Source organism: Anaeromyxobacter paludicola (assembly GCF_023169965.1).
GTDB classification, from domain to species: domain Bacteria; phylum Myxococcota; class Myxococcia; order Myxococcales; family Anaeromyxobacteraceae; genus Anaeromyxobacter_B; species Anaeromyxobacter_B paludicola.
Genome location: NZ_AP025592.1, coordinates 2,148,581 through 2,165,257, shown reverse-complemented (window position 1 = coordinate 2,165,257; position 16,677 = coordinate 2,148,581). Strand labels below are relative to the sequence as shown.

Annotated in this window: 16 protein-coding genes; 8 read left to right on the top strand and 8 right to left on the bottom strand. The window is 75.8% G+C overall.

What is annotated here, in order from left to right; genetic code table 11:
* Nucleotides 1–5: 5 nt before the first annotated feature.
* The 4 genes from AMPC_RS10010 to AMPC_RS09995 are packed head-to-tail and all read right to left on the bottom strand — an operon-like array spanning nt 6 to nt 4,361.
* The gene (locus AMPC_RS10010; protein WP_248346084.1) at nt 6–2,087 is read right to left on the bottom strand and encodes a hybrid sensor histidine kinase/response regulator; all 2,082 of its coding nucleotides are present in this window, start codon (nt 2,085–2,087) and stop codon (nt 6–8) included.
* Complete coding sequence (locus tag AMPC_RS10005) at nt 2,084–2,680, bottom strand: DUF1638 domain-containing protein (RefSeq protein WP_248346082.1); 597 nt, start codon at nt 2,678–2,680, stop codon at nt 2,084–2,086. The genes AMPC_RS10010 and AMPC_RS10005 overlap by 4 nt, the downstream gene beginning before the upstream one ends.
* Complete coding sequence (locus AMPC_RS10000) at nt 2,677–3,699, bottom strand: uroporphyrinogen decarboxylase family protein (RefSeq protein WP_248346080.1); 1,023 nt, start codon at nt 3,697–3,699, stop codon at nt 2,677–2,679. The genes AMPC_RS10005 and AMPC_RS10000 overlap by 4 nt, the downstream gene beginning before the upstream one ends.
* Nucleotides 3,696–4,361, bottom strand: coding sequence for a cobalamin B12-binding domain-containing protein (locus AMPC_RS09995; protein WP_248346078.1), 666 nt, complete (start codon nt 4,359–4,361; stop codon nt 3,696–3,698). The genes AMPC_RS10000 and AMPC_RS09995 overlap by 4 nt, the downstream gene beginning before the upstream one ends.
* A gap of 158 nt (nt 4,362–4,519) precedes the next feature.
* Here AMPC_RS09995 and AMPC_RS09990 point away from each other — a divergent pair, with 158 nt between their 5' ends.
* A complete protein-coding gene (locus AMPC_RS09990; protein WP_248346076.1) occupies nt 4,520–5,101 on the top strand; it encodes a DUF4337 family protein in 582 nt (193 codons plus the stop codon).
* 22 nt (nt 5,102–5,123) lie between these two features.
* Here AMPC_RS09990 and AMPC_RS09985 read toward each other — a convergent pair whose 3' ends face one another.
* A complete protein-coding gene (locus AMPC_RS09985; protein WP_248346075.1) occupies nt 5,124–5,525 on the bottom strand; it encodes a response regulator transcription factor in 402 nt (133 codons plus the stop codon).
* 92 nt (nt 5,526–5,617) lie between these two features.
* Nucleotides 5,618–6,235, bottom strand: coding sequence for a putative metalloprotease CJM1_0395 family protein (locus tag AMPC_RS09980; protein ID WP_248346073.1), 618 nt, complete (start codon nt 6,233–6,235; stop codon nt 5,618–5,620).
* A 149-nt stretch (nt 6,236–6,384) separates the two neighbouring features.
* Here AMPC_RS09980 and AMPC_RS09975 point away from each other — a divergent pair, with 149 nt between their 5' ends.
* Nucleotides 6,385–6,834: a PAS domain-containing protein gene (locus tag AMPC_RS09975; RefSeq protein ID WP_248346072.1), complete on the top strand. Its 450-nt coding sequence runs from the start codon at nt 6,385–6,387 to the stop codon at nt 6,832–6,834.
* 51 nt (nt 6,835–6,885) lie between these two features.
* Here the strand turns inward: AMPC_RS09975 and AMPC_RS09970 are convergent, their stop codons facing one another.
* Together AMPC_RS09970 and AMPC_RS09965 are read right to left on the bottom strand one after the other, a co-directional pair.
* On the bottom strand, nt 6,886–7,452 hold the full coding sequence (locus AMPC_RS09970; RefSeq protein ID WP_248346071.1) for a DUF1643 domain-containing protein: 567 nt from the start codon (nt 7,450–7,452) through the stop codon (nt 6,886–6,888).
* Nucleotides 7,453–7,564: 112 nt separating this feature from the next.
* Nucleotides 7,565–8,110: a hypothetical protein gene (locus AMPC_RS09965; protein WP_248346070.1), complete on the bottom strand. Its 546-nt coding sequence runs from the start codon at nt 8,108–8,110 to the stop codon at nt 7,565–7,567.
* 201 nt (nt 8,111–8,311) lie between these two features.
* Here AMPC_RS09965 and AMPC_RS09960 point away from each other — a divergent pair, with 201 nt between their 5' ends.
* The 6 genes from AMPC_RS09960 (at nt 8,312) to AMPC_RS09935 (ending at nt 16,616) form a co-directional block, all read left to right on the top strand.
* Nucleotides 8,312–9,415, top strand: a complete 1,104-nt coding sequence (locus tag AMPC_RS09960; protein ID WP_248346069.1) for a Re/Si-specific NAD(P)(+) transhydrogenase subunit alpha — start codon at nt 8,312–8,314, stop codon at nt 9,413–9,415.
* On the top strand, nt 9,412–9,711 hold the full coding sequence (locus AMPC_RS09955; RefSeq protein WP_248346068.1) for an NAD(P) transhydrogenase subunit alpha: 300 nt from the start codon (nt 9,412–9,414) through the stop codon (nt 9,709–9,711). Before AMPC_RS09960 ends, AMPC_RS09955 begins: the two co-directional genes overlap by 4 nt.
* On the top strand, nt 9,708–11,099 hold the full coding sequence (locus tag AMPC_RS09950; RefSeq protein WP_248346067.1) for an NAD(P)(+) transhydrogenase (Re/Si-specific) subunit beta: 1,392 nt from the start codon (nt 9,708–9,710) through the stop codon (nt 11,097–11,099). The genes AMPC_RS09955 and AMPC_RS09950 overlap by 4 nt, the downstream gene beginning before the upstream one ends.
* Before the next feature lie 94 nt (nt 11,100–11,193).
* Nucleotides 11,194–12,390 carry a sensor histidine kinase gene (locus AMPC_RS09945; protein ID WP_248346066.1) on the top strand — a complete coding sequence of 399 codons (1,197 nt, stop codon included), beginning with the start codon at nt 11,194–11,196 and terminating at the stop codon, nt 12,388–12,390.
* Nucleotides 12,391–12,414: 24 nt separating this feature from the next.
* Complete coding sequence (locus tag AMPC_RS09940; protein WP_248346065.1) at nt 12,415–14,010, top strand: PilZ domain-containing protein; 1,596 nt, start codon at nt 12,415–12,417, stop codon at nt 14,008–14,010.
* Entirely contained in the window at nt 14,010–16,616 is a 2,607-nt protein-coding gene (locus tag AMPC_RS09935) for an ATP-binding protein (protein WP_248346063.1), read from the top strand. Before AMPC_RS09940 ends, AMPC_RS09935 begins: the two co-directional genes overlap by 1 nt.
* Nucleotides 16,617–16,677: the final 61 nt, after the last annotated feature.

The following is a 16,677-nucleotide window of genomic DNA, read 5'->3' as shown; positions in this document are numbered from 1 at the left end:
GGCGGCTACCCGGAGCGCGCGCCGCCCTTCCGGATCACCTCAGCCACCGCCGCCCGGATCGCCTCGGCGTCGAACGGCTTCTCGAGGCAGCGGTTGCCCACGCTCGCGAGGAAGTCGCGGGCGGTGGCGGTGAAGGCGCCGCCGGTGATGAAGACCAGCCGCTCGCGGAGCTCCGGCGCGCACCGGCCGAGCCGCTCGTAGAGCTCCATCCCGCTCACGTCGGGCATCATGAGGTCGCAGAGCACCACGTCGAACCGCTCGCCACCCTCGACGCGCGCCAGCGCCTGCGTCCCGGAGTGGGCCACCGTCACCTCGTGGGCCGGCGAGAGCAGCCGGCTCGCCACCCGGGCCACGAGCGGCTCGTCGTCCACCACCAGCACGCGGGCGCGGGACGGCGGCGGGGGGGCCGGCTCGCGGGGCTCGGCGCCGGCGGCCGGCGGCGCCGGCGGGAGCACGACGTGGAAGGTGGAGCCCACGCCGACCGCGCTCTGCACCTCGATGGTGCCGCCCGCCGCCTGCACGATGCCGTGGCAGATGGCGAGCCCGAGGCCGGTGCCGACGCCCTGCGGCTTGGTGGTGAAGAACGGCTGGAAGATGCGGGGGAGGAGCGCCGCCGGGATCCCGACGCCGGTGTCGCGGATGGTCACCCGCGCCCGGCCGAGCGCGTCGGTCCCGGCCGACACCCGGATCTCGTTCTCGCCGGCGCGACCCTCCGGCATCGCCTGCGCGGCGTTCACGAGCAGGTTGAGGAAGGCCTGCCCGAGCTCGTGCTGGCCGCACTCCACCGGCGGCATGGGGCCGAGCTCGACGGTGAGCCGGGCCCGGTGCTTGATCTCGTTGCGGGCGAGCCGCAGGGCCGCCTGGAGCTCGCCCGCCACGTCCACCGGGGCGCGCCGCCCGGTCGCCGGGGCCGAGAAGGCCTTCAGGCTCCGCACCACCTCGCGGACGCGCGAGGACCCCTCGCGCGCCTCGTCGATCGCCGCGAGCACGTCGCTCGTCACGGCGGCGCCGGCGCGCAGCCGTCCGGCCACGAACTCGAGGTTGCCGGTGACGTAGGCGAGCGGGTTGTTGATCTCGTGCGCCACCCCGGCCGCGAGCGTGCCCAGGCTGGCCATGCGCTCGGTCCGCTCGAGCTGGGCCTGCTGCTCGCGCCGACGCGTGACGTCGGTGAAGACGCCGGTGGCCCGGAGCGCGCGCCCGTCCGGCGCCCGCCGGCTGGTCCGCCCGCGCACCAGGATCCAGCGCAGCTCGCCGTCGGGGAAGGTGCTGCGGAACTCGGCCTCCAGCTCCGGCACCTCACCCCGGGCGAGCGGCTCGATCCGGGCCAGGGTGTCGGGGAGGTCGTCCGGGTGCACGATCGCGGAGAGCAGCACCCGGGGCGCGCCGGCGAAGGCGTGCTCGGTCCCGCCGCGCGCCCGCACCCACTCCTCGGAGATGGTGAGCCGCCTGGCCTCGAGGTCCCAGTCCCAGACGAAGTGCGTCCCGGAGAGCGCCAGCTCGAAGCGGTCGCGGTGCTCGCGCAGGGCCTGGTTGGCCTCGGTGAGCGCCCGCGTCCGCTCGGCGATGACCTGCTCCTGGCGCTCGTAGAGGAAGCCGCTCCGGAGCACCAGGGCCACCACGGTGGAGAGCGTGCCCAGCAGCTCGAGCACCTGCTCCGCGTGCGCCTCGTCGGGGTCCCCGAGGACGAGGAGCGCGCCGACGCGGAACGGCCCCACCTGCAGCGGGACCACGAGCGACAGCGCGAAGCCGCTCCCGGCGAGGAGCCGCTCGGGCTCGCCGCCGGCCTCGGCCCGCCAGAGGCAGGGGCGCCGCACCTCGTGCGCGAGGCCGTAGATCCGGTGCGCCGCCGCCGACTCCGCCCACGCCCGCCGCCGCGCCGGGTTCACGTCGAGCAGCCGGTGCGGGGCGGCCTCGCCCGGCGCCGGGCACTGCAGGAGGATCACGCACTGCGCCCCGGTCAGCTCCCGGATCTCCTCCGCGAGGTAGCGCGACAGCTCGCCCGGGTTGTCCGCGCGGCCGAGGACGTTGCCGACCATGTCGAACGCCATCGCCGAGAAGGCCGGGTCGGGGCGCGGTCCGGCGCTCATGCCGCCTCCCCGGCGCCGAGCCGGCGCAGCGCGTCGTCGATCCGCCCGGCCAGGTGGTCGAGAGGGGTGGGGCGCACCTCGCACGGCAGGCCGGCGAAGGCGGCGCACGCGGCGAGGACCGCCTCCGGGACCGGCGCCAGCCCGGTGTCGAGGTAGACGAGCTTCCGGTGGAGGTCGGTCATGAGCTCGCGCGCCTGCGCGAGGTCGAGCCCGAGCTCCTGCTGGAAGACCTCGGGCCAGCGCTCGGCCCACTCGTGCAGGAGGAAGAAGGCCCCCTCGCGCGAGAGCTGGCGGTAGGCGTCCGCGCCGAGCAGGAGCTCGCAGCAGTTGAGGGCCCGCGTGCGCGCCACCCCGGGGCGGCCCTCGAGCGAGGCCATCGCGGGGCAGCAGTCGCCGTAGACGAGCACCACCCGGCTCCCGGCGCGCGCGTCGTCGAGGGCCGCCGCGAGGTGGCGCTCGAGCTTCTGCGGCCGCATGTGGAGCATCGAGCTCACGCGCCGGTGGACGGCCCAGGGCCAGCGGACCTGCCGGAGGGCCTCGACCTCGCGCTCGTAGACCGAGCAGGTGACGAGCATCGTCGCGGGCGCGCTCACGGGACGCCTCCGGACCGCGCCACCTCGGCCGACATGGCCGCGATCGCCGCCGGCTCGACGTCCCAGGGCACGTCGGCGCCGGTGGTGCAGGGCAGGAAGCGGGGATCGCCGCGGCGCGAGGCGAGCAGCGCCCGCACCTCGGCCGCGGCCTGCGCCGGCGCGAGGCCCGGGAGGCGGGTGGAGGCGGGACCGGTGAGGAGCACCGGGTCCGGGCCGATCGCCGCCCGGGCCCGCTCCGGCGAGTCGCGCTCGTCGATGGCGTACCCGGCCACCGCCGGCAGCCCGGTGAGGAGGTCGAGGTGGCCGAGCAGCGGCGCGCCGACGTGGTGCAGGATGGCCGGGCCGCGCAGGAGCGCCAGCGCCCGCGCCAGCGCCGGCCGCGAGAAGCCCTCGACGATCTCCCGCGTCACCACGTTCTGCGCGGTGAAGCCGCCCGGGAGCACGAGCAGGGCGGCGCCGTCGGCGAAGAGGGCGTTCGCGAGGCGGGCCAGGAACGGGATCACGTCCTCGAGGATCGCCTCGGCCCGCGGGCGGTCGAACAGCACCGCGTCCATCCAGGCCTCGAGCCCCATCGCGAGCGCCGGCAGGTCCGCGGGCGGCGGCAGCGCCACCGCAACCGGCACCTCGCGCCCGTGCTCGGCCGCCATGCGGCGCACCGCCTCGCGCAGGAAGAGGAGGGAGGGGTGGGCGTCGGGGTCGGGCAGCGCCCGCGGGTCCCAGGAATGGGCGTCGCGGAGCGCCGGGCGGCGCACGTTGGGGGGCTGCGCGTCGAAGAAGCGCAGCTCGCTCCCGAGCGCCTCGGCGAGCCCCGCGAACGAGAACGGGGCGAAGAGGACGTCGGGATCGAAGGCCTCCCGCACCGCCGCCTGCCCCCGGGCGTAGGCCGCCGCGTCGCGGTAGTGGACGGGGAGGGGCGTCCCCGCGAGCCGGGCGCCGTACAGGCTCAGCACCGGCGCGAAGGCGTGCCGGTCGCGCGGCTGGCCGGCGAGCGTGGCGAGGACCCGCTCGAGCCCCGTCACGCGCCCTCCGCCGCGAGCGACCGGGCCCAGAGCCGCTCGAACAGCTCCGCGGCGCCGAGCGCGTTGGAGGCGGTGCCGTCGCCGCCCACCTCCTCGACGAGGCCGGGCCGGACCAGGAACACCGCGCCGCCCACCGCGAGCTGCAGCCGGCCCCGGAGCCCCCGCCGGTCGATCTCCTCGCGGACGCGGGCGATGTTGCGCGCGGTGGTGAGCATCATGGCGGACACGCCGATCACCCGGGCCCCCGCCGCCAGCGCCTCGTCCACGAAGGTGCCGGCCGGGACGTCGTTCCCGAGGTCGCGCACCGACCAGCCCTCGGTGGAGAGGAACGTCCCGAGGAGGCGCCGGCCGAGCGAGTGGAAGTCCTCCTCGACGTTCCCGATGATCACCGCGCCCCGGGACGCCGGTGCGGCGCTGCGCGGCGCGCGCTCGGCGATCCGCTGCAGGGCGTCGCCGGCCACCTTGGCGGCCACGTAGACCTGCGCGACGGTGAAGGTGTCGGCGGTGCTCCACTCCTCGCCGATGGCGCGGAGCGTCGGCTCGAGCACCTCGCCCAGGAGCCGCGCGTGCCCGTGCTCCCGCTCCCACTCCTCGAGGAGCGCGTTGGCGCCAGCGCGGTCGGCGCGCCGGACGGCGTCCACGAGGGCCTGGCGGATGTCCATGGAGCGGCTCCTGTGCCTGCGAGGATACCACTCCACGCCGGTCGCACGGCCGGTGGGGAAAGGTGGGAGCGAGCGTGGGACGGCCGTCGGGGAGGGCGCGTCCGCGGGCCGCCGCGGCGCTTGCCCGGCCCCCGCCGGAGCGGCTACGGTCGCGCCCCATGCCGGACGAGCCCGAGATCGACACCGACGCCCTCCGCGAGAGGATCGACGAGGAGCTGGAGCGGGAGGGCGGCGGGCTCTTGCGCCGCATCGCCCTCACCACGGCGATCCTGGCGGCGCTCGCCGCCATCACCTCGCTGCGCGCCGGCGCCACGGTCAACGAGGCGCTCCGGCTGGAGACCGAGGCCACGCGGCTGCAGGCCGAGGCCTCCGACGGCTGGGCCCACTTCCAGGCCAAGGGCGTGAAGGGGGCGGTGCAGGACGCCGTCGCGGCCGCCTGGCTCGCCGCCGGCAAGACCCCGCCCCCCGCCGCCGCCGACGCCCGGATGCGCTACGCCGACGAGCAGGAGGAGCTGGCCGCGAAGGCCCGGGAGAAGGAGCGGGCCCGCGACGAGCGGACCGCCGAGGCGGGCCACCTCATGCACCTCCACCACCGGTTCGCCCTCGGGGTGGCGCTGTTCCAGGTCGCCATCGCGCTCGGCGCGGTGGCGGCGCTGGCGCGCAGCCGGCTGGTCTGGCGCGTCTCGCTGGCGCTCGGCCTGGGCGGGCTCGCCGCGGCGCTCGCGGGGCTCGCGGGCTAGCGAGGGGCGCGGCGTCCGGACGTCAGGCGGGCAGGGCGGGGAGGCCGAGCGACGCGTCGCGCCGCGGGGCGGCGAGGACCGCCCGGAGCGTCGCGAGCAGCGTGGCGAGCTCGTAGGGCTTCTCGAGCACCGGCGCCGTGGCGCGCGCGCCGGCGGGCACCGGGAAGGCGGTGGTGAGGAGCAGCGGCGCCTCGTGGACCCACTCGGTCTCGCGCAGCAGGCGCAGCGTGCCGAGCGCCCCGTCGAGCGGGAAGGCGACGTCGAGGATCACCGCCACCGGCGAGCAGCCGGCCTCGACCATCCTGCGGGCCTCCCCGTAGTCGGCGGCGGGGCAGACCGGGTACCCCTCGGCTTCGAGGCACTCGCGCAGCACCTCGCGGATCGCCGCGTCCGACTCGACGACCAGCACCCTGGGGCACCCCATGCCCGCAGCTTAGGCTCGGGCCGGCCGTGGTCCTAGAGCGGAGCGCCAGAGCTGCCCGCCGGGGGAGGCGGGCCCTGCGGCCCGCCCGCCCGTCAGGCAGCCGTGGCCACGCGCGCGTAGGCGTCGGTGGCGGCGCGGGCCTTGCCGCTCGCCCCCTGCGCGGCGTCGCTCCGCTCCTGCGCCTCGGCCTCCTGCTCCAGCTGGGACGCCGCCGAGGCGATCGAGAGGTCGGCGCCGGAGGGGTCGCTGGGGGCCAGCGCGGCGGCCCGGACCCGGCGCGCGTTGGCGATGGTCTCGCTCGGCGTGCGCCCGGCGGCGAGCCGGATGGGGACCTCGCCGCCGACGGCGTAGCTCCGGCCGTCCGGGCCGGTCTGGTAGCTGAAGGAGGCGCCGCCCGTCAGCCCGGCGCCCGCGGCCTGGTGCGCCGCCTCGTGCTGCCGCACGTGCGCGTCGCGCGCCGAGAGCTTGAGCACCTCCGCCTGCTGCTCCGGCGTGAGCGACCGCCCGTCGCCCTTCCCGAGGTCGCCGCCGCGCTGCGGGTTGGGGTCCTTCCGCGCCGCGGCCGCGCGGGCCTCGTCGGAGAGGGTGACGCGATCGGTGGGCGCGGCGAGCGTGGCCACGTCCGCCGCGGGCGCGGCGAGGCGCGGGTCGTCGCGCGTGGCGATCCCGTAGGCGGCCTGGAGGGCCGAGGTGGAGATGGCGCTCTCCAAGAGGTGTCCTCGAAGCCGAAGCTAGCACCATCCGGCGCCGCGCGCGCCGGGTCGCCCGGGAGGGTGCGGGCTGCCCCTTCGGCTTGCGGACGGGCTCCCGCCCGGCGAAGGAAGGGGTGCCGCCGACCCCCGGCGCGGAGGAGGCCGACATGGACCTCGATCGGATCTGTCGCGAGATCGTGGAGGGCTCTCCCGACGCGATCATCCTGGGCGACGCCCAGGGCGTCATCCGGCTCTGGAACGCCGGCGCCGAGGCGATCTTCGGCTACACCGCCGCCGAGGCGGTGGGCCAGTCGATGGACCTCATCATCCCGGAGCGGCTGCGGGCCCGGCACTGGGACGGCTACGACCGGGTGATGGCGACGGGCCAGTCGCGCTACGGCAAGGGCGAGCTCCTGGCGGTGCCGGCCCTCGCCAAGGACGGCCGGACCCTCTCCATCGAGTTCACCATCCAGATGCTGCGCGACGAGGCCGGCGCCATCCTCGGGCCGGCGGCGGTCATCCGCGACGTCACCCGGCGCTTCCAGCGCGAGAAGGAGCTCGGGAAGCGGCTCAAGGAGCTCGAGGCGCGCGCCGCCGGGCGCGAGCCAGCGGCCTAGCCGCGCGCCGGCGCCGGGGGAGCGGCCGCCGCGCGAGGTGGCCGGCCGGGGTCACTCGCCCGTGCCGCCGAGCCAGAGCTGGGGGGTGGCCGAGGCGGGCAGGTAGAGCGGGTGGCCCGGGCTGCCGTCGGCGGTGAAGCGGACCACGTGCACCGGCCCGGCCCGCGCCAGGAGCCGCGCCACCTCCTCGCCGCGGCCGGCGAGCCGGCCGTGCGCGCCCCAGGCGGCGACCACCAGGTCGGCCTCGCGAGCGAGCGCGAGCAGCGTGCGGTCGTTGCGCCCCTCCTCGCCGGGCGCGTCCACCGGCGGCTCCCGGTAGAGCGCGGCCGGGTCGCTCGAGCGCAGCGCGAAGAGGTTCGCCACCTCGAGCCCGCCGCAGCCCCACGACGCCGAGAAGGCGAAGCAGCGCCGGGTGGTGGGATCGAGCCGCTCGGCGTCGGCGGCGCTCGGGTTGAGCATCACCCAGAGGCAGCGCGGGCGCGCCCGGTCCCAGACCCGCGTGAGCCGGTAGCGGTAGCGGCCGCAGGGCGAGAGCTCCGCATCCTGCGCCAGCCAGCGCGGCTCGGGCGGGTCCTCGGCCTCTCTCAGGGCCACCAGCGGGTGGGCTCGCGCGTTCACGCGTCCGGCTCCGGGCGGACGCGATACCGTCCGCCATCGCCTGCAGGATAGCCGGGGACGCGCGAATGTCAGGTTTCTGGCGTCGCGCCGGCGACGCCGGGTCCCGGCCGGGTCAGCGACAGCGGATCGCGCAGGCGGCCGCCTCCAGCCCCAGCCCCTCGCACCGGGGGGCGTGAGGGCCGGCGGCGGCCCAGCAGCGGTCGCGGGGGGCGAGGCAGGCCGCGGCGCAGGCGACGGCCGGGGTTCCGGCGGCCTCGGCCCACGCGCCGGCGGCGCTGCGCCGGTCGAGGTCGGCGAGCGAGCGGTGGAGCAGGGCGAACTGCCGCTCCAGCTCGGGCCGGGCGGGAGGCTCCACGAGCGGCAGGAGCGCCGAGGTGGCGTGCGCGAGCGCCTGCCCCGCCGCGAGCGCCCGGATGGGCGCGCGGGGATCGCCGCCGGCGGCCGCCTCGACGGCGCGCCCCGCGCCCTCGGCCGCGCGGGCCAGCGCCTCGCGGCGCCCCTCGAGCGCGCGCCGGAGCGCGGCGCGGGCCTCGGGCGAGCGGTAGGCGCGGCCGGCGAAGAGCCGGCTCGGGTGGCGCGCCAGCACCGCGCCCACCACGCTCGCGCCGCCGCCGAGCGCGAGCACCAGGACGGCGAGGATGGCGCGCCGGAAGGTCACGGCGCCTCCGCCGCGTCCTCGCGCTGGTTCCGCGTGGGCCACATCTGGCGCGGGATCTAACCGGGTCGCGGACGCGGTGCCCGCCGGCCGGTCTTCACCGTGCGTCAATGCTGGCACCCATTTCGGACCCCCTCCGGGCCCGTCCCGGCATAACATCCCTGGGACGGCGCCCGCGAAGGGGCGCGGGAGGAGCGTCGGCCGATGCGCATCGCGGTGGTCCGGGAGACGGCGCCGGGGGAACGGCGTGTGGCGGTGGTGCCGGAGGTGGTGACCCGCCTCGCCCGGCTGAAGCTCGAGGTCGCGGTGGAGCGCGGGGCGGGGCTCTCCGCCGGCTTCCCCGACGAGGCCTACGCGGCGGCGGGGGCGATGCTGGCCGCCGGCCCGGCCGAGGCGCTCGCCGGCGCCGCGCTCTGGCTCAAGGTCCAGCCGCCCCGGCCGGAGGAGGCCGAGCCGCTCGCCGAGGGCGCCACGCTCGTCTCGTTCCTGCCCGCGGCGGCGCGGCCGGGGCTGCTGCCCGTCCTCTCGCGCCGTCGGGCCAGCGCCCTCGCCATGGAGCTCGTCCCCCGGATCACGCGGGCCCAGTCGATGGACGCGCTCTCCTCCCAGGCCACGCTCGCGGGCTACAAGGCGGTGCTCCTCGGCGCCTCCGCCATGGGCAAGATCCTGCCCATGCTCACCACCGCGGCCGGGACGCTCGCGCCGGCGAAGGCGTTCATCCTCGGCGCCGGGGTGGCCGGGCTCCAGGCCATCGCCACGGCGCGGCGGCTCGGCGCGGTGGTCTCGGCCTTCGACGTGCGCCCGGCGGTGAAGGAGCAGGTCCAGTCGCTCGGGGCCACCTTCGTCGCGGCGGCGCAGGTCCAGGCGGAGGGGCAGGGCGGCTACGCCAGGGAGCTCGCCGAGGAGCAGCAGCGGCTGGTGCTCGAGGCGGTGGGCAAGCACGTCGTCGACCAGGACCTCGTCATCACCACCGCCCAGGTCCCGGGCCGGCCGGCGCCGCGCCTCCTCACCCGCGACATGGTCCGGGCGATGCGGCCCGGCGCGGTGATCGTGGATCTCGCCGCGGAGAGCGGCGGCAACTGCGAGCTCACCCGGGCGGGCGAGACGGTGCAGGAGGCGGGGGTGACGGTGCTCGGGCCGCTCAACCTGCCCGCGACGCTGCCGCTCCACGCGAGCCAGATGTACGCCCGCAACCTGCTCGCGCTCGCGCAGCACCTCGTGAGGGACGGCGCGCTGGCCCTCGACGTCGCCGACGAGATCACCGGGGCCATGGCGGTGGTGCACCAGGGGGAGGTGAGGAAGCCGTGACCATTCTCTCGCTCTACGTCTTCGTGCTGGCCGGGTTCGTCGGCTACCAGGTCATCACCCGGGTGCCGACGCTGCTCCACACCCCGCTCATGAGCGCCACCAACGCCATCAGCGGCATCTCGCTCGTCGGCTCCATCGTCGCCGCCGGCGCGCGCGAGAGCACGGTCGCCACGGTCCTCGGCACCGTCGCCGTCACCTGCGCCACCATCAACGTGGTGGGCGGGTTCCTCATCACCGACCGCATGCTCAAGATGTTCCACACCCGCGAGAAGCCGAAGGCGGAGGAGCGGAAGTGACCACCCGCGAGCTCCTCATCCAGGCGACCTACCTCGTCGCCTCGGTCCTGTTCATCCTCGGCCTGCGCTCGCTCACCGCGCCCGCCACCGCCCGCCGCGGCATGCAGCAGGCGGCGGTGGGCATGCTGCTCGCCATCGTCGGCACGCTGCTCCACGAGCAGATCGTGGACTTCCGGTTCATCCTGCTCGGGCTCGCGCTCGGCTCGGCCATCGGCTACCCGCTCGGCATGTTCGTGCCGATGACCGCCATGCCGCAGCGGATCGCCATCAGCCACATGTTCGGCGCGCTCGCGGCGACGCTGGTCGGCATCTCGGAGTTCTACAACGCCGGGAACGGCGGCGCGGTCGGCCACGCCCGCATGGCCGCGCTCGGGTTCGAGGTGCTCTTCGGCGCGCTCACCGTGACCGGCAGCTTCATCGCCTTCGGCAAGCTGCAGGAGCTCCTCCCGGGCCGCCCGCTCACCTTCAAGGGCCAGAACGCGGCCAACGGGGTGCTGTTCCTCGTCACCGTGGCGCTCTTCGTCTGGCTGGTGGTCGAGCCGGCCACCCCGTGGGCCTTCTACCTCATGGCGGCGCTCGCCTTCGCGGTCGGCGTGTCGCTCGTCGTGCCCATCGGCGGCGCCGACATGCCGGTGGTGCTGTCGCTCCTCAACAGCTACGCCGGCCTCGCCTCGAGCGCGACCGGCTTCGCCATCGGCAACAACGTCCTCATCATCGCCGGCGCGCTCGACGGCGCCTCCGGCTTCATCCTCTCCATCGCCATGTCGAAGGCGATGAACCGCTCCTTCGGGAACGTGCTCTTCGGCGCCTTCGGCGCGCCGGTCGAGTCCGCGAAGAAGCTGGCCGAGGGGCTCACGGTGCACGCGGTCACCGCGGAGGACGCCGCCATCCAGCTCGCCTACGCCCGCAAGGTCATCGTCGTGCCGGGGTACGGGATGGCGGTGGCGCAGGCGCAGCACCAGGTCCGCGAGCTGGCCGACCTCGTCGAGAAGAACGGGGGCGAGGTGCTCTACGCCATCCACCCGGTGGCCGGCCGCATGCCGGGCCACATGAACGTGCTCCTCGCCGAGGCCGACGTCCCCTACGACAAGCTCAAGGACATGGAGGAGGTCAACCACGAGTTCCAGAACGCCGACGTGGCCCTGGTCATCGGCGCCAACGACGTGGTGAACCCGGCCGCCAAGCACGACAAGGGGAGCCCCATCTACGGGATGCCCATCCTCGCGGTGCAGGACGCGAAGAGCATCATCGTGATGAAGCGCTCGATGAGCCCGGGGTTCGCCGGCATCGAGAACGAGCTGTTCTACGACCCGAAGACCTCGATGCTCTTCGGCGACGCGAAGGCCTCGCTCGCCCGGCTCGTGACCGAGATCAAGCAGCAAGCCTGACCCTGGGTCGAAATTGACGCTTTCGGACCGGGTTTTTTACACCCGGGAGAGCGTTGCCTATACTCGACCACTCCCCCGGCGGAGGTGTGGGCGTGTGGACGAACGGAGCGTCGCGGTCCTCGTAGAGCGGTTCGGTGTGGGGACCTCGCGCTCCCGCGGGGTCCTGGTCGTGGACGACGAGCCGTTCAACGTCCAAGTCCTGAGGGTCCTGCTCGAGGACCGCTGGGTCGTGCACGCCGCCGCGTCCGGCGAGGAGGCGCTGCGGATCTCGGAGCGGGTCCCGCTCGACGTCGTGGTCACCGACCAGCGGATGCCCGGCATGACCGGGGTGGAGCTCCTCGAGCGGCTCCGCGAGCGCGGCCACGACGCCGCCGGCGTGGTCATCACCGGCTTCGCCGACATGCAGGCCCTCGAGCGCGCCATCAACCGCGCCCGGGCCTTCCGGTTCCTGCGCAAGCCCTGGGAGCCGGCCGACGTGCTCCAGGCGGTGGAGCAGGCCGCCGACCAGGTGGCGCAGCGGCGGACCATCTCCAAGCTGGTGGAGCTGCTGGCGCGGCGCAGCGACGAGCTGCAGGCCTCGCTCGACCGGCTCGGCGAGCAGCAGCGGATGCTGCTCGACCTGGAGCGGCTCGGCACCATCGGCCAGCTCACCGCCGGCGTCACCCACGACCTCAAGAACGTCATCGTGGGGCTGCGGGCGGCGGAGTGGGAGATGTCCCAGACCACCGTCTCCCCCGAGCTGCGCGAGACGCTCACCGCCTGCCTGGCCGGAGTGGACGACCTGTCGCGCACCCTCTCGTCGCTCCACGGCTACGCCCGCGGCGGGCTCGGCGTGCAGCTCGCCCCGCTCGACCCCGGCCAGGTGGTGAGCGACGCGCTCGCCATCGCCCGCATGGACCGGCTCTACCGGCTGCGCGACGTCGTGTCCGAGGTGGCGCCGGGGCTCCCGCCGGTGCGGGCCGACCGGCAGAAGCTGACGCAGGTGCTCGTGAACCTCGTCCGCAACGCCCTGCAGGCCACCCAGGGCCGGGCCCAGGTCCGCGTGCTCGCCCAGCGCCGCGACGGCGGGGTCGAGCTCGCGGTCGAGGACCAGGGGCCGGGGGTCGCGCCCGAGCTGCGGGAGCGGCTCTTCCAGCCCTTCGCCTCCAGCAAGGGGCAGGAGGGGCTCGGGCTCGGCCTCTACATGGCGCGGCTCATCGTCGAGTCGCACCAGGGCCGCATCGGCGTGTCCGAGCGGCCGGGCGGCGGGGCGCGCTTCGAGGTGTCGTTGCCGGTGGTGACCGAGGCCTGAGGGCCGAAGGGAGAGGGGACGATCATGGATCTCCAGGAGCGGAGCGAAGGCGTGGAGGGGCTGCCGCTCGGCGGCGGCCCGGAGGCGGAGGCGGCGCCGCTCGGCCCGGCCGCGAACGACTCGCCCTCGGCGGCGCCGCGGATCCGCACCTACGAGGAGCTCGACGGCGCCGAGGGGCGCGGCGTCTTCTTCCGCCCGCAGCGCTTCACCGCCGCCGACCTCGCCCCGCTGCGCGGGACGGTGACGCTCGCGCTCGGCGGCCGCCAGCGGGTCTGCCCCGTCCGCGACGTGTCGCAGAGCGGCGTGGCCTTCCCCTGGCCCGAGGGGGAGCCGGTCCACCCCGGCCAGCGGGTGCGGCTCTCGCTCCGCTTCGACGCGCACGAGGCCTTCCGCGGCGAGGGGCAGGTGGGCTCGGTCCGCGAGCAGGACGGCGCGCAGGTGGCCGGGGTCTCCTTCCAGAACTTCCTCCTCGACGTGGACGAGCTCCTCGAGCTGCGGGTGGTGCGGAGCTGGTCCGGCCGCGCCGCCGGCGGCCCCACGCCCGGGGCGCCGGCCTGGCGGCTCGCGGGCGGCGAGCGGTTCAAGTCGCTCGTCTCCGAGCTGCGCCTCCACCTCGAGGACGCCGAGGAGGAGCTCGGGCGGCTCGAGCGCGAGCTCCCCTGGCACGTGCTGCACGGCCCCGAGCACCCGGCCCGCGTGGCGCTGGTGTCGCGGCTGCGCGCCGGCTTCGCCGCCGAGGTGGTCCGGATGACCGAGGAGATCGACGCCGCGCTGCGCGAGCTGCCGGAGGGGCACGCCAGCCTGGCCGCCAAGGAGTGGTCGCTGCGGCAGGTGCACGGGTTCCTCATGCAGGCGCCCTGCTGCCACCGCGCCCGCCACAAGCCCTTCGGCTACCCGGGCGACTACGAGGTGATGAACTTCATCTACGAGAAGAACTTCGAGGGGGCGACGCTCTTCGCGCGCGCCGTCGGCCTCGCCTTCACGAGCAGCCGGGCCGCCCAGGCGGTGCGCTTCCGCAAGGACCTCGTGAAGCGGCAGCTCGCGGCGCTGCTCGCCAACCGCGGCCGGGCCTCCCCGCCGGTGCGCGTCCTCTCCATCGCCGCCGGGCCGGCGCAGGAGCTCTTCGAGCTCCTCGAGGAGACCCCGGAGCTGCCGGTGCCGCTCGAGGTGGTGCTCTTCGAGCAGGACAAGAACGCGCTCGCCCACGCCTGGCGCCGGCTGCAGGCGCGGGTGGAGGCCCGCGCGCCGGGCGAGGTGCGGCTCACCTTCCTGCACGACTCGATCAAGCGGCTCCTGCGCGACGGCGCGCTGTTCGAGCCGTTCGGGAAGTTCGACCTCGTCTACTCCTGCGGGCTCTACGACTACCTCGCCCCGCGCACCGCGGTGGTGCTGACGCGGCGCCTCGCCGAGTGCACCGCCGAGGGCGGGCAGCTCCTCGTCGCCAACATGGTGGACCACCCGACCCGCTGGCTCATGGAGCACCACCTCGACTGGCCGCTCATCTACCGCACCCGCGAGGAGCTGCTCGCGCTCGGGCGGCGCGCGGTGCCGGGGGCGCGAGTCCGGCTGCTCGAGGAGGAGAGCGGGGCCAACCCGTTCTTCGAGGTGGTGCGGGCCTAGTGTCGGCCCCGGGCACGGAGGGCGAGCGCCGCTGGGCGCGCTGGCTGGCGGCGCGGAACCGGCGCGGGCTCCGCATCGGGCTGCTCATCACCATCACCCTGTACCCGGCCTTCGGGCTGCTCGACGTGATGCTGGCGCCGCGGCCGGCGCTCCCGGCGCTCCTCGCCACCCGCGGGGTCATCGCCGCGCTCACGCTGGCGCTCTTCCGGCTCCTGCGCACCTCCTGGTTCGACCGGCACTGGCAGCTCGTCACCGCGGCGTTCGCCTGCCTCGTCGCCGCGGGGATCAGCATGATGACCCCGTACATGGGCGGGCTCGCCTCGCCCTACTACGCCGGGCTCACCCTCACCATCGTCGCGGCGGGGCTGCTCTTCGTCTGGCCGCCGGCGGTGGTGGTCGCCACGCACGCGGGGATCGCCGGCTCGTTCCTGGGCGCCAACGCGCTCGCCGGGACGCTCGGGCGCGGGACCGCGGCCCTCTCCAACCTGGCCTTCCTCTCGGCCACGGCGCTCGCCGCGGCGGTCGGCCAGATCCTCGCCTTCCGCACCCAGCGGGAGCAGCTCCTGCAGCGCGTCCAGCTCGAGCAGGCCACCGCCCGGCTCGAGCGCGCCCACGCCGAGCTGAAGAAGCTCGACCAGTTCAAGTCGCGGTTCTCGGCCAACATGACCCACGAGCTGCGCACCCCGCTCGCCATGGTGCTCGCGCCGCTCGAGCTCATGCTGCAGGGGGAGGTGGGCGAGTTCACCGAGGCGCAGCGCGGCGCCTTCCAGGCGATGTTCAGGAGCGCGCTCAAGCTCCTCAAGATCGTGAACGACCTGCTCGACCTGTCGCGCCTCGAGGAGAGCCGGCTCCGGCTCGAGGCGGCCGAGCACGACCTCGTCGAGCAGCTGCGGACCCTCACCGAGCAGTCGCAGGTGCTGGCGCGGCGCAAGTCGATCGCGCTCGCCCTGGCGCCCGGCCCGGCCGCGGCGCCGGTGGTCTACGACCTCGAGCGGATGGAGCGGGTCTTCGTGAACCTGCTCTCGAACGCCATCAAGTTCACCCCGCCGGGCGGGCACGTCACCGTGGCGGTGCGCGACCTCGAGGGCGCGGTGGAGGTGGAGGTGGCGGACGACGGGCCGGGCTTCCCGCCCGACCAGGCGACCCGGATCTTCGAGCGCTTCTACCAGGTGGACATGGCCGGCACCCGCCAGTTCGGCGGCGCCGGCATCGGGCTGGCGCTGGCCCGCGAGCTGGTGGCGCTGCACGGCGGCGCCATCCGGGCCGAGAGCGACGGCCGCAGCGGGGCGCGCTTCACCGTGACGCTGCGGAAGGGGCGCGATCACCTGCGGGCGGACGCGCTCGCGCCCGCGGCGGCGGGCGACGCCGGCCTCGACTGGGCGGTGCAGCTCTCCTCGCGCCGCGAGTTCCGGCTCCTCGACATCGAGGAGGCCTCGGAGCGCCGGGTGGTGGACCGCGACCTCGACGAGGGGGACCGGCCCTACAGCGCGGTGGTGGTGGAGGACAGCCCGCAGATCGTCCGCCTGGTGCACATGGCGCTGCGGCGGCAGTTCAAGGTGCTGGCGGCGCCGGACGGCCTCAAGGGGCTGGAGATGATCCGCCGCGAGCGGCCGAGCCTGGTGGTCACCGACCTCATGATGCCCGGCATCGACGGCCTCGAGCTCACGCGGCGGCTGCGCGAGGACCCGGCCACGCGCCAGATCCCGGTGCTCATGCTCACCGCCCGCGGCGAGGTGGACGACCGCGTCCGGGGGCTCGAGACCGGCGTGAGCGCCTACCTCACGAAGCCCTTCTCGCCGAAGGAGCTCGTCACCTGCGCCCGGCAGCTGGTGCAGGCGGAGGAGGAGACCGCCGACCTCGTGCTCAGCCAGCGCATGGAGTCGCTCGAGATCGTGGCCGCCGGCCTGGCGCACGAGATGAACAACCCGCTCAACTACGCCCGCAACGCCCTGGGCCGCGTGCGGCTCGACCTGGAGCAGGCGCTGGCGCTCGCCCGCGGCGGCGCGCTCGGGGAGGAGGCGCAGGGGCGGCTCGAGGCGCTCGCCGGCCGGCTCGGCGAGATGCTCGGCGTCGCCGAGTCGGGGCTGCGCCGCATCGGCGGCACCGTCGAGCTGATGGGCCGCTACGGCCGGGGCGGCTTCCGGCGCGAGGTGGTCCCGCTCGACGCCTGGGAGGCGGTGCGGACGGTGGTGGACGTGGTGCTGCCCGCCACCGGCCGCCGCGCCGAGGTCCGCTGCGACCTCCGCGGCGACGGCGTCGTCGAGTGCGTGGCCGAGGAGTTCAACCAGGTGCTCACCAACCTCGTGCAGAACGCCATCGAGGCGGCGCCGGAGGCGGGGGGGCGGGTGGTGGTCCGCGGCGACGGGGACCCGGCCTCGCTCAGGCTCTCGGTGAAGGACAACGGCCCCGGCGTCTCCGCGGAGGCGCGCGCGCGCCTGTTCACGCCGTTCTTCACCACCAAGGGCCCGGGGCGCGGGACCGGCCTCGGCCTCACCATCGCGCGCCGCGTGGTGCAGAGCCTGGGCGGCTCCCTCCAGCTCGTGAGCCCGCCGGGCGAGGGGGCCGAGTTCGTCGTCACGGTGCCGCGGCAGCGGCGCGCGGGGTGACCGCCGTCAAGGGAGGTGCGAACGCCGCGCACCGTGTCGTTGACGGTGCGGCGGGGTGCGT